The sequence below is a fragment of the Flindersiella endophytica genome, assembly GCF_054779015.1.
Window position 1 is genome coordinate 224,497 of the sequence record NZ_BAAGYY010000031.1, and the last position, 12,286, is coordinate 236,782.

Genomic DNA, 12,286 nt, shown 5'->3' on the forward strand with positions numbered 1-12,286 from the left:
ACCGGACGCCTAGAGTCTGCGAAACGCCCTGCATCAAAGCGTCGGGCACATCAAGCGAGCGACTCGACTGGCCAGTTGGATGAGTTGTTTGCTTCGTTGCGTAGCGGTGCGGCGACCGTTGCCGGTGTGAGTTTCCAGGTTGCGGTCAGCGCCATGCTGCTTGTCGCTGGCCGCGCAGGAACGGTTTCGGGTCTGAACGTGGCTGCGGTTCGCCCAGAGGGCTTTGAGGACGTTGACTGCGAGCTTGATGACGGCTCGTGCATGTTGGTGCAGTCCAAGGAACGCGGACGGGGTGCGCGGGCGATCGCCAACGCCGAGTTGGCGGACATCATTGTGCACGCCGTACCGGCCATGCTGGCCCTAGCTAAAGGTTCTGCTTATCGCGGGGCGAGCGACAAGCCTGCGCGTGCCCGCGACGACCTGCCGGCGCTCGATGCATTGCGGTTCGCGATAGTAACCGACGGCAGGTTCGGAAGCTCTCTGCCTACGACAGGCTGGGACAACAGTCTGGCTGATGTCCTTGCGAACCGACCTGGAGACTCCGATGTTCGGGAGGCTTTACTAGCGAAGCTACGGGATCGTCTTGGGGAGAATGAGCACCCAAGTGACCTGGCGGATGAACTCCTTGCAAGGACGCACCTCGTCATCTTGCCGCAGGACCTTGCGGCCCAGACTCTGAGGCTTCTCAACGAAGACATAGGCCTTCACCCAGTGATAGCTGGTCTCGCTCGAGCGCGACTTCTGTCTGACTTGACCGAGGCGGCCGCAACGCAACGCGAGGCCGAGCTACGCAACGCGCATCGCCGCACGCGGGCTGACCTGGACACACTCGTTAACCAGATATCGCAGACCACCGACGTTTCGAGTCTTGAGGAAGCCGTTCGGCACGGAGTGTGTGAGCCGGCCGATTACACCACGCCATCCCCGGTAGGCGCTGCGGCGTTCTTCGACGGCGTGGCGGTCGCACCGACGCATATTGCCGCAGGCTTGGATGTTGTAAGACCAGAAGAGACCAACGCGATTCTTGAAGGTCTTGCAGATCGGCGGCACGCAGTAATCGCCGGACCCAGTGGCAGTGGGAAGTCGGCTTTGCTGTGGCGCGCAGCACGTCTCCTTGGGAGGGGACCCCGCATCGTCCGGGTGTTGCGGGTTGCCGACTCGAGCGATGTCCAGTTACTGATACGGCACGTCAGACGTCAAGAACCACGCTTGGACATGCAGGTGCTGGTCTGCGCTGATGACCTCGGGCGCGACCGAATGGCGTTGTGGCCAGAGGCCCGCAGGCAACTGGAGGAGTTGCCAGGCGTCCTCCTCCTCGCCGCAGTTCGGCAGGAGAACTTGACCCCAGCAGCGAGCGCCGACGCCGCCATCATCGATCCACGCCTCAGCGACACATCAGCCGGGCAGATCTATGACGCGATCCAGACAGCCGGCATGCCCGCGGTGCTGGAGCGAGAGGAAGCGTTGCAGCAGGCAAATGGACTGCTCATGGAGTTCATTGCTTTGACGACGACAGGACGTCGGCTCCGCACGGTTCTTGCGGCACAGGTCGAAGATCTAGGTCAACCCGGGCGAGAGCTCCAACGCGAAGCACTTCGCCTAGTGTGCGCAGCACATACGCTGGGATTCTCGGTCCCGGCCGACAGCCTCCCAAGTGCACTCAGCGCGGAAGCCGCGCCGGTGGGCGATGCCATGAAGCGGTTGGTCGGCGAACACCTAGTTGTTGGAGCCGAGTCCGCCTGGCAGGGCGTCCACGACTTGCGCGCCGAGGTACTGCTCGAACTGCTCCACGCGTCACCCCCACCCTCACTGGCAGCCACGTATGGTGCGTCAATCACCGCGCTTCCGGACGCGGCACATGCGCACGCGGCTCGGCGCGCTGCAGTCCAGCTCGCACGAGCGACCGTTGACGCCAGTGCGATTGGCGTTGCGGCTCCACAGGAGCGTCTTGCCGAGATCCAGCACGTGTTCAGGCCCGTGGCCGAAGCGCTCGGACACGCCCTCGGCCAGCTGGCTGAACGCGCACTTGGCGCCGGTGACTCTGTGGCCGAGTACGCCGCCGGCATACTGGAGACAGCTGATCGGCTAGATACGATTGCCTACGCGCACGCCGTACTGCCGCTCCTCGAGGCTTCATGCCCACCGACACTCGACGTCTCCGCGTTGGCCTTCATGACTTACGGCGCAGCGGTCGATGGAGTGACCCTCGGCATAGACGCTCTGGATTGGGCACGCGCGCTAGCTCGGCGGTTTCCCTCGCGCGACGACGCCTGCGCACGTCTCGTTGCCAGGAGGCTCTTGCCGAGCCTCTTCGTTAGGTTCGCTGCAAGTGCGAATCTTGCGTCGGCCGTTCGTCTGTGCGAGGCAGCAGAGGGAATCGTCACCATCTCGGCTGAGCAGGCGCGCGAGGTATACCGACTCCACGTACCACGACTCCCGCAGCCGCCGGGAGACACACCCGTCGAGTACGCCGAGCTACGCTTTCGCCTGACAGCCAGCCTCTCAGTCTTAGCGGAGCTGTATGGCAACGCCGTCGCTGAGTCTTTCGGCCCAACGATGGCCCGAGCCGAGGACGCTGTCGCAGTCGATCCCTACGGCTGCGAGGTCGAGCTAACCTTCAGGCCAGCCGACCTCGTCCCAAACATCGTGGCAAACCAAGCCCGGCAAACGACGTATGACGGTGAACGGATGCTGGTTGCTCGCGCAGTCACCTTCACCCGCCTCGGTGAGGAAGCACCTCCTACAAGCTACCGCACTCAGCCTGGCGACAAGCCGACATCCCTCAATTCACAGGCTGTCCTGGTCGCGCGACGACTCTTCGACGCTTGCCCTGAGATCGACCAGGTGGACATCGCCATATGGCAAGCAACCCGTCGACCTCTACGCATACTCGACAGCGAACCCGGTACAAAGTCACTGCGTGCAGGCGTCCTCAAACGCGTGAGTGAGACCGCAAGAAACGTCGCCTTCCAGGCAGCTGTAGCCGAGGCCCGCGGCGCAGAGAACTGGACCAGCCGACTGCGGCAACAGTCCAAGCTCGCGCAAGATCTTATCCCACTGCTGGAGGAACTGCCCAGACGGTTGCGCCCCTTCGACAACGCACGACAGCGGTCAGAGTGGAGGCGGCGCGTTGAGGATGCCGCCACCCAAGTAGCACGACTCCCCGGCCGCCCGCCAGAACGTCCCGCCGCCGTTCTCGCCGGCTCCGCCGCTGCAACACTGGCGCGAACCGCGGCCCAGATCGACGAAAGCCTCCGGGAGAAGGATCAGGCAAGGCATGCTTTGGATACTGTCACAGGGGCACTCCTTCAATGCGCACGAACGCTGACAGACATCGGCTCCCTGCGGGGCGCAGGAGTTAGGCTCGCCGGTGCACCCGGAGAGCTCCGCGAAGGACGCCAACAAGGAGCTCCCACCTTAATTGGAATCGGTGATGCGCTCCCGCCAGCGTTGGACTCGCTCACTGCCTTCTCCGCCAAGCTGCTGACCGCCGTTGGTCAACCAAAGATCGACAGCGCGCTAGGTCGAGGAGTCATTGGCCGCGCTGACCTGACTGCGCTGTTGACCGAACTCGCGCGCGACAGTAGCCGATATGACGCTCAGATCGTCGAGCGGAGGCTCGCAACTGCCGGCATATCATCGATGTCCGTAACTGTGCCGGACTCAGATCCGCTTGAACCATGGCGCGACCAACAGACCATTACCTTGCTAGACATCGCAGACTGGTTCGCTGCAGTCACAAGCCTTCAGTCCTGGCCTGTAGGAGAACGTGAGGCAGGCAACCTTGCTGGACGTGTCATCGCCATGCCTACCGCCGGCCAATTCCTCCTGCCGATGGGACTGCAGACCTTGAGGGCCAGTGCCGTGCTCCCCCTTCGTGCAGACGCATATTTGAGCGTGAGTGAAGTACTGGGCACGCCACTCCAAACAAACCGGGCGGGCGCCGATATAGCCGAACTGGCTCAGCAGTTGAACGAGTACTCCTACGAACAGGTACGTCGTGCCAGTCGCGACCCGTCATGGCAGCCGCAGTCCACGAGTGCGCCCACGCCGCAGCAGACCGCCGAGCAGATTGCCCGATGGTTGGAGACAACAGTCGTACGAACAGAACCTGGTTCAGTCGAGTCACCATATACTCGCATGGTTGAGGCCGTTAACTCGTTACTACACCTCAGCGAGCTTGTAGCAAGAGAAGCCGGCGACGACGAGGGACTCGCTCACCAGCTCGCCGAGGTGGACTTGACTGACCTTACAAATGGCACACCAAAGGAGGCTCTACGATTGTTCATGGCTGCACACACGGCAGCGCTTGAGGCCGATCACCTCAGCGCATACATGTCAGTGGATTTATACGGTGACGAGCCAAGGCGAGCCGAGACATGAAGCAAGAGAACCTTCGGGCCGCCCAGCAAACGATTATCTTTCTTGACGGGCAAACGGACGAAGATCCCGAGCGTGTTATTGCGTTGACTTCGGCGGTGGTCTTGGAGGTACTCGGCGATCGATTCGAGCTGGTCAGCATCGAACGGGCAGCAGTGCTCATGAACGCCTCGGGTGTGCTCGTCAACGCCGCGGTACGCACCTCGGACGTCGGAGTACTCGAGGTTGCTGAAGACTGGATGTCCAAAGTGGTCGACAGCCAATTGCTTCGCGGTACTGCGTACGAGTCGACCGCTGCATACAACCTGGCAAACAGCCGCATCGCAATCGCGGACATTCGGTGGGCAACCGCTTGGCATGCCAGCAACGAGGGCAATCGAATTGTGGCCTGCGCTACGGCGCGATGGGCCGATAGAGAGAGGCTCCGTCAAGCACGTCATGGACTGGACTCTGCCGCCAGAGTTGCCCGCACCAACGAAGCCGCAGGGATGCAGCTCTGCAACTTGGCAAACACGTACGACCACTCGGGCAGGTGGATCGAGGCCTATGATGCGTACGTTCGTGCACTCGAAGCGGATCCAACCAACGGGAACGCCGCAGGAAACGCGGCGATCCTTATCAGCAGGGCAATTGCGGCTGGCTGGGACTTCGAGGGCCATTTGTGCCTGTTGTACGACCGATATGTGCGTCTAGCCCATGCGAATCGAGCGAGGACGGTTGCGGTGGCTGGCGAGCATGCCGCCCAGCGTTTCGATGCACTGGAGACGCTTGGAGGTGCTGCAGCTGAGACAGGCTCGCATGCAGGTTCAGATCCGTACCGAGCCTGGGTTGTACGTCATCGCCTTGCGCTTGTAGCCGCCCTGGAAGGTGCAGGCACTTCTGGCGGACGATGGGACACCCTCACACTCCGATCGGTGACGACTCCGGCAGATGTCGAGGATTCACCGGCCATTTTTTCCATTCTGAATATCCTGAAGGGTGACTTTCTCGTTGCACGCCGGCTCGCCTTCGAGGCCCACCAAGTTATTCAAGATACCGACTGTTGGTCGCAAGACGACTCGGACCCTGGCGTCTACACCGACACCTTGAACCACGCAGTTTACGGCGAGGTGGCGTCGAGGCTGGTTCTCGCCCACAGAGCAGCCCTCGATATGCTGGACAAGACCGCCGTCGCAGTCAACGAGCATCTTAAGGTCGGCGACAACCCGAAAAGAGTCTCGTTTCGCAAGTTTTGGTTCGAGGACGATACGAGAACACAGCTTCGATTCGCACTGATGCAGCATACTGAGCTAGCAACGGCCGTACTATCGATGGCTGAACTAGCTCTCGATATGTCACAGGGGAGCATCTACGGCCACGCCCAAGATGTTCGCAACGCAGGAACGCACAGGTTTGTACTTCTGCACCACGGACTTCGCGAGGTCTCCACGACGCCGACGATTCAAGCGGTGACTGTCGATGCAATGATGGAGACAGTCATCCAGTCGTTGACCGTCGCTCGGGCCTCCTACATCTACTTGGTTGCAATGCTGACGGCCCACGAGACGAAGAAGCCCGATTCTACAGGAGCTACTCTGCCTGTGTACCTGCGGGATTCCTTCTAGTTACTTGCCATATTCGATCCCAGGCATAGCCCACTTCAATGACTGTTGGGTTGTGCGCTGGTCCAGATGCGTTTGAAGCTTTCGAGGTAGCTGGCGTACATGTCATCGCCTTCAGTCCTCTGGAGATGGAAGGCGGGCGAGTGGGCTGCGGGGATGCCGTAGGCGTGTTGGTTGACGAGTAGCTCGTCGTCGGTCAGGTACAGGGAGTTGTAGAGGACGGTTCGGTGGAGGCGGAGTCGTACGCCGTCGACGTCGAGTAATGGTCGGTAGAGGGCGAGTGCGTTGCGGATCTTGGCCGCCATGGCATCGCCGATGCCTTCTTCGGTTCCGCGTTCGGCGACGTGGGGGCTGGTGGGGTCGCCGAGGCAGATGCGGACCTTGACGCCGGCTCGTGCTTTGTCGGCGAGGATGCCGAGGATCTCGGCGTCTTCAGCCAGGAAGAGTCCGCTGTAGGCGAGGATGCCGATCTCGCGCTCCGCTGAGGCGAACAGGTTGCGCCACGCCTCGCGCGTGACGGACCAGCGGTGCGGGTAGACGGCCTTGACCTCATCGGGCCGGGAGCGTGCCGCGCGGGCGATCCGGAGCTCGGGCCACAGCTCCTCTTCGTCGACATCGAGCAGGTTGGACAGGGCGATCCGGAAGCGAGCGAACGGGGTTCGGCCGTTGATCCATCGCCGGACGGTCTTGGGGACGACCTTCAGTGCGGTGGCGACGTCCTCTTCGGTCAGGCCCTTGGCGAGGATGGCGCGTCGCAGGGTCTCGTTCAAGGCTTCTGCCCTTCTGCTCGCGGGCTCGGTGTCGCCGAGTCCGTCAAGACGTCCGTAGTCGTCCGTGCCACGTTAACACAAGACGTCCCAAGTCGTCCCTACTGGGAGTAGCGACGTCCCAACGTCCTGCGGGAGCGTTTTGCCTGTGACCGCAACCGTCGTCGCTTGGACTGCGATGCCGCGCCCGAGACCTCGGCGTGGAGGCATCGCCTCCTTCGGTTGCCGTCACCGAGCCGCGTGGCAGCTCTCGTGGTTGCGCCTGCCAGCCATGAGAGGTGCCGCGCCTTGGAAGGACGCGGGCGACCTGCGTTTGCATCTGCACCACCCCCGTGGCGCATGTGGTCCGCGCCCTTCCCCCCTCAAACTCCCTGGGAGCCCGGACGTTGACGTCGCGTCTACCCACTGCGGATTCCCTGTGCCCGCCGCGGTGGCGGCCTCATTTCCCGGGCTCCCAGGGCGTCAAGTACGACAAGCAAGGAGCCTCCCGTGGCGACGACCTATGCCGAACGCAAGCAGCAGACGTACCGGCAGCTCGCCAAGCTGCAGACCATCCTTGACAACGCCGAGCCGGACTCCCTGGACCACGGCTTCCGGGCGGAGGTCCTCGAGACCGTTGAGCGGCTGCCGAAGCGCGAGCAGGAGCACTGGAAGCAGAAGTACGGCCAGGCGCTCAGAGCCGCGGTGCGAAACGCCCACACCAAGATCCCGGACATCGCGATCGAGGTGCCCGTCCTCATGCCAGCCGCGTTGGCTGACCAGTTGGCCAAGACCTGTGTGGAACGTGGCATCGATCCAGACTCGGCGGTCTGCGAGGCGATCGCGCAATGGTGCAAGGAGAAGTCGTGAACGTGCTTAACGCCGAGCGACAGATAGCCGCACGGAGACGCTTACGCGACCTCGCCGAGACCTTCCCCTTCGGCGGGACCGGCGAGTTGCGCGGCGAACTCCTCGACGACGCCGTACGGATCGAACTGGACAAGCTGCCTCTCGTGGAGGCCGAGGTCTGGCTGTCGGTACACGGCTACGCGCTGTGCATGGCGCTCAAGTACCCGGCGAAACGGCCGTGACCACGCCGCCCGCCGACTACACGCCCGGCAGCGTACATGCGCTGCTGGTCAGCCCAGACGGCGAAATGAAGGTTGCTCAGCTCACGCCGAGTCTAAGCACCTATCAGCGGGTCGTCGGCGCGTTCGTGGCCATCTACTACCCCGACCTGCGCTGGCACGTGTACTGCCACGAAGCCACCAGCCTCAACGTGCACACCGACGTACCCGGCAACACCATCGCCACCGACCTCGCCCAATGGGCCGACCCGTCATGGAAACGCCTCATCCGCGGAACCGCCGTGCTCGTCGGCACCGGCCGCAACGGACAAGACCTCGACGTACCCGCCGACGTACTCCGGCACCTCAGAGGCGAGCTGTAGCTCTCCGCTGTCGGATAGACGACGGAGGGCATCGCCGAGACGACCAAAGATAGAGAGGGGGACCGTCGTGTCCAAGCCTGGGATGACTCTGTGCCCGACCTGCAAAGGCAGCGGACTGCAACCCAAGCTGAAGAGGATTCCGAAGGACAACAACGACTACGGCTCGATGACCATGGAGGACTGCCGCTCATGCAATGGACAAGGCGAGATTCCCGGTCCGCCAGCGTGACAGGTCATCCACTTGGCGAGTCCGTGATAGCAGCTGCGAATTCAGGCGAAGCTGATGAAGGCGATCTTTGGGGCATAGCGGAGTGAGGGCGTCCGTAGCGCGCTCCACTAACCTAATGATCCCTTTCACAGCCAAGTATCCCACCGAGCGATCGGGTTCGCTTGTTGACTAGCGGGTCGGCCCATCAATGAGTTCGTACACCGGGCCGTCGATTCGATCCTTCGCGCCTGCATCTACCTGGCGCGCCGACAGGTTCCGCACACCGCGCAGCATATCGGCGATCCGTTCATCTACAAGTATTACATTCCTGTCTCTCGGCGCAATCTCACAAATCCGCGCAGCCCGGTGGACAGTTGCCCCGAGAACTACGTGCTCTCTGTGGCGGCTCGGACCAATAACAGCCTCACGGAATGGTCCGTATGCAATGCCGATCCGGCTGAAAACACTCCGAACCTCCCAGCGCGAATCTAACCAGGACTGCTTCACTTCGCCGAATGCCATCGTCGCGCCGAGTGCGGCATTGCATGCCTTTGCGGTCGCCGAGTTTCCTGACGTGGCATCAAGCTCAGGTAGAAACTCCTCGACGAAACGGAACATTGCACCGTCGCCGAGATACTGATCGATCGAGCCTCCGGCCGATAATACTATCTCGCCAACTTGGCTCAAGTAGTCGTTGATGCAGATGACTGCACCGGATTCGTGAAGAACGTTAAACAGGCTGGACGATCTGCTCATATCACAGAACATGACAGCCGCCTCGGCCAGTTGCGTGGCCGAGTACATCCCCAGCTGCACGAAGTTGTCCGTATCGCGCACAAACTCTGCAACCTTAAGGCCAATTGACGCTGTGGCTGTTGTGGCCACTTGCGCTGCCTCTGCGCTGAAGCCTCCCACATTTTCTGGATTTAGGAACTCGGCGACGCCAACGATCGTAGAGCCTGTATAGAGTGGCACGGTTAGCATTTGCCGCGTTACGTGATGCGCGCGCTTATCTGCGATTGGAGAGAATTCGTCGTCGCCATATGGATTGTCGATTATCTCGGGGCGACCCTGTCGAAGAACCCGACCAGCAATGGAGTCTGGACCGACCAGCATTCTGCGAAGTTTGGGGGCGGCTGGCCCATGCGCAGCGAGAAACATTAGGTACTCTGAACCTGGTTCTGGGTCGCGCACAAGGGCGGCGCACTCCGTTGCCCCAAGCTCCTGCATTACGTAGCGAAGGTCCGACTCTATCTCTTGCTGAAGTATCTGCCCTGGGGAGTATCCTTTGCCGCTCTGCGGTATACGCTCACGCAGCTCTACCAGGAGTTGATGATCGAAGGCTGTTTTCGCTTCGGCGGCAGTGAGTTCTGCCCTATGCACGCGGCTTTCGGCCTCCGTAACCGCCTTGGCCGTCGCCGCCTCGGCCATCGCCACTCTGGCTTCCGCCAAATGTCGCGCTACCCACCACGCAGCGCCAACGGCGGCGACCAGAATGGCAACAAGAACACTGATCGTCGTCCACTCAACGGGGCCCATTGGCGAGCCTCCTCCGCATCGGTAGTCAGACAATGACTATATGCGAACTTGCTAGCGCATGCAGGAGATCTTGGAGGTCCGGCTTTCGTCAGATCGTCAGGGCGGGATGCACATCTCCTGCTCGCTATGCTGCCCGCCTGGCTGCCTCTGAGGTAGCAACCTGAGTTCGCCGCAACGGATGTCTAAGGGCATTCGGTGGCTCGGAGCATCGCCTGCCGCAGACGCGTGGTGTTTCCAGGCAGGCCTGTATAACTCGCTCGGTGACGATTAGGGCCGGAGCACATCGAGTTGGCGAGGGGCCTGTGCTGTGGCTGCCGGCCCCGATGCGGGGACGTCTCAAGACCGCTAGGACGTCTTGAGATGGCCGGCTACGTCCCTCGAAGTCCCACCGATGTGGCCTATGGTCGTGAGACGTGACCAGAGCTGAATGGGCCGAGCAGACGGCCCGAAACCTCCTCGCTAACCCGCTTCCTCAGCGCTGGGCGCACTCTCAAGGGGTGGCCGCGCGAGCGCGCACTCTCGCCCCGATTCTCGGCGAGAACGCCGACCTAGTCGAAGCCGCCGCATGGCTGCACGACATTGGGTACGCTCCCTGGCTCGTCGAGGTGGACTTCCACCCGCTGGACGGTGCTCGGTACCTGCGAGACAGCGAGCAAGCTGACGGGCTGCTGTGCGGCCTGGTGGCGTACCACTCATGCGCCATCAACGAAGCCCACGAGCGCGGATTGGACAAGGAGCTACTCGCCGAGTTCCAACTGCCGCCGCGTGACCTGGAGAAGGCACTGATCTACTGCGACATGACGGCGAACCCCACCGGTCAACCAGTGACCGTGGAGGAACGGATAGCCGACATCTACACGCGGTATGGCGACGATCATCCCGTGACGCGCGCGATCCGCCGTTCGGAGCCGTGGCTGGTGGGCGCGACTCATGCCATCAACCGACAGTTAGCGGAGTCGGAGCGCTAGCCGATATAGGGCTTCGGCTCTTGCGCTAGGTAGGTCTGGATCCGCTGACGCATCGAACGATCCATCTGGAGTGCGGGAATGTCGGCCGTGGGGATCCAGCGGACTTCGGTGCTCTCGCTGCTGAGCGTGGGCTGGCCGCCGGTTGCTCGGCCTGTGAGGACGATGGAGAACTCTTGGCGGGCTTCGCCGTTGCTGGTGTAGAGGATGATGTGCTTGGGTTCGGTGAAGATGCCGACGAGGCCGGTGACCTCGCAGTCGATTCCGGTCTCTTCCTTGGTTTCGCGGATGCCTGCCTGACTGACGGATTCTCCGAGGTCGATGGCGCCGCCGGGCATGGCCCAGTTGCCGTTGTCGGAGCGGCGGATCAGCAGCAGTTCGCCGACGTCGTTGGTAACGGCGACGTTGACTGACGGGACAAGGCTGTTCGGCTCCGGCGCGTCGGGGTCGTCGTAATAGTCGATGCGGCTTGCCATCACAGCTCCGTGACCGGTCGCGCGTTTTGCCAGACTCGCTCGTAGCTCTCCATGTAGGTGCTCATCAGTTCCCCTCCGGCGACCTTTCGGAGGTGCCAGGCCGGGCCGCGGGCGGCTGGCATGCCGTAGATGTGGGAGTTGACGAGGAGCTGGTCGTCGGCGCGGTAGATCGAGTTGTAGAGCGGCGTGTCGTGGAAGCGGATCTCGACCCCGTCGCGGCCGAGGAGTGGGCGGTAGTAGACGAGAGCGCCGCGGATCTTCGGGCCGACCATGCCTTCGACGCCCTCTTCCATGGCGCGTTGAGCGACATAGCGTCCATCTGGATCTCCGAACAGGAGGCGGAGCTGGACTCCGGAGTTCGCCTTCGATGCGAGCAGTTGCTGGATGCCGGCGTCCTCAGCTAGGAACTGTCCGGCGTAGACAAGCATGTCGATCTCGCGCTCAGCCGAAGCGAAGAACCGCTTCCACACATCGCGCGGGACTTCTGAGCGGTGGGCGTAGACAGCCAGGATCTCGCTCTCGGACGCTTCGGCCACCTGATCACCAGGAAGCGCGTCCGGCCACAGGTAGCTCTCCTCCAGGCCGAGTTGGGCCGCGACGGCGTAGCGGAGGCGGCGGTAGGGCAGCCGGCCATTGATCCAGCGCTCGACGGTCTTGGTGTTGACCCCGAGCGCGTCGCCGAGCTTGGTCGGCGTCAATCCCCGTTCGAGCAGCGCCGCTCGTAACCGTTCGTTCGGCATGCACCCAACCCTAGGACGTCTTAGGACGGCATCATCCTAACCGGGACGTCCTGACACTCCGCCACCGCTCAGATGCGTAAGACGTCCCAAAGGACGTCTCGGGACGTCCCCGCCGTGGCTAGACGTCTTTGAGCTGTCCGGTTGCGTTGTAGTGGCGTCCCTACGCTTCGTCGCATCCTCG

10 protein-coding genes are annotated in these 12,286 nt (G+C 62.3%); 6 read left to right on the top strand and 4 right to left on the bottom strand.

All coding sequences use genetic code 11. The features are described from left to right. Positions 1 to 126: 126 nt before the first annotated feature. Positions 127 to 4,383: a hypothetical protein gene (locus ACYVF6_RS36800; RefSeq protein ID WP_460528397.1), complete on the top strand. Its 4,257-nt coding sequence runs from the start codon at positions 127 to 129 to the stop codon at positions 4,381 to 4,383. After that, complete coding sequence (locus ACYVF6_RS36805) at positions 4,380 to 5,984, top strand: LA2681 family HEPN domain-containing protein (protein WP_460528399.1); 1,605 nt, start codon at positions 4,380 to 4,382, stop codon at positions 5,982 to 5,984. Before ACYVF6_RS36800 ends, ACYVF6_RS36805 begins: the two co-directional genes overlap by 4 nt. A 35-nt stretch (positions 5,985 to 6,019) precedes the next feature. On the opposite strand, the gene ACYVF6_RS36810 is transcribed toward ACYVF6_RS36805, so the two are convergent. After that, a complete protein-coding gene (locus tag ACYVF6_RS36810; protein WP_460528401.1) occupies positions 6,020 to 6,751 on the bottom strand; it encodes a helix-turn-helix domain-containing protein in 732 nt (243 codons plus the stop codon). Between the two features lie 486 nt (positions 6,752 to 7,237). Between ACYVF6_RS36810 and ACYVF6_RS36815 the strand changes: the two genes are divergently transcribed. Genes ACYVF6_RS36815 through ACYVF6_RS36825 form a run of 3 tightly spaced genes read left to right on the top strand, consistent with a single transcriptional unit; the run spans position 7,238 to position 8,177 of the window. After that, positions 7,238 to 7,597, top strand: a complete 360-nt coding sequence (locus tag ACYVF6_RS36815; protein WP_460528403.1) for a hypothetical protein — start codon at positions 7,238 to 7,240, stop codon at positions 7,595 to 7,597. After that, the gene (locus ACYVF6_RS36820) at positions 7,594 to 7,818 is read left to right on the top strand and encodes a hypothetical protein (RefSeq protein WP_460528405.1); all 225 of its coding nucleotides are present in this window, start codon (positions 7,594 to 7,596) and stop codon (positions 7,816 to 7,818) included. The genes ACYVF6_RS36815 and ACYVF6_RS36820 overlap by 4 nt, the downstream gene beginning before the upstream one ends. Next, positions 7,815 to 8,177 carry a DUF3846 domain-containing protein gene (locus ACYVF6_RS36825; RefSeq protein WP_460528407.1) on the top strand — a complete coding sequence of 121 codons (363 nt, stop codon included), beginning with the start codon at positions 7,815 to 7,817 and terminating at the stop codon, positions 8,175 to 8,177. Before ACYVF6_RS36820 ends, ACYVF6_RS36825 begins: the two co-directional genes overlap by 4 nt. A gap of 397 nt (positions 8,178 to 8,574) precedes the next feature. On the opposite strand, the gene ACYVF6_RS36830 is transcribed toward ACYVF6_RS36825, so the two are convergent. Then, on the bottom strand, positions 8,575 to 9,924 hold the full coding sequence (locus ACYVF6_RS36830; protein WP_460528409.1) for a GAF domain-containing protein: 1,350 nt from the start codon (positions 9,922 to 9,924) through the stop codon (positions 8,575 to 8,577). 413 nt (positions 9,925 to 10,337) lie between these two features. Between ACYVF6_RS36830 and ACYVF6_RS36835 the strand changes: the two genes are divergently transcribed. After that, a complete protein-coding gene (locus tag ACYVF6_RS36835) occupies positions 10,338 to 10,892 on the top strand; it encodes an HD domain-containing protein (RefSeq protein WP_460528411.1) in 555 nt (184 codons plus the stop codon). Here ACYVF6_RS36835 and ACYVF6_RS36840 read toward each other — a convergent pair. Together ACYVF6_RS36840 and ACYVF6_RS36845 are read right to left on the bottom strand one after the other, a co-directional pair. After that, the gene (locus tag ACYVF6_RS36840; RefSeq protein WP_460528413.1) at positions 10,889 to 11,365 is read right to left on the bottom strand and encodes an NUDIX hydrolase; all 477 of its coding nucleotides are present in this window, start codon (positions 11,363 to 11,365) and stop codon (positions 10,889 to 10,891) included. The genes ACYVF6_RS36835 and ACYVF6_RS36840 overlap by 4 nt on opposite strands. Beyond that, positions 11,365 to 12,105 carry an XRE family transcriptional regulator gene (locus ACYVF6_RS36845; RefSeq protein ID WP_460528415.1) on the bottom strand — a complete coding sequence of 247 codons (741 nt, stop codon included), beginning with the start codon at positions 12,103 to 12,105 and terminating at the stop codon, positions 11,365 to 11,367. Before ACYVF6_RS36845 ends, ACYVF6_RS36840 begins: the two co-directional genes overlap by 1 nt. Positions 12,106 to 12,286: the final 181 nt, after the last annotated feature.

Excerpts from the sequence above, each read along its gene's own strand:
- ACYVF6_RS36805 (WP_460528399.1), top strand. The coding sequence starts at position 4,380 with ATGAAGCAAGAGAACCTTCGGGCCGCCCAGCAAACGATTATCTTTCTT.
- ACYVF6_RS36830 (WP_460528409.1), bottom strand. The coding sequence starts at position 9,924 with ATGGGCCCCGTTGAGTGGACGACGATCAGTGTTCTTGTTGCCATTCTG.
- ACYVF6_RS36840 (WP_460528413.1), bottom strand. The coding sequence starts at position 11,365 with ATGGCAAGCCGCATCGACTATTACGACGACCCCGACGCGCCGGAGCCG.
- ACYVF6_RS36845 (WP_460528415.1), bottom strand. The coding sequence starts at position 12,105 with ATGCCGAACGAACGGTTACGAGCGGCGCTGCTCGAACGGGGATTGACG.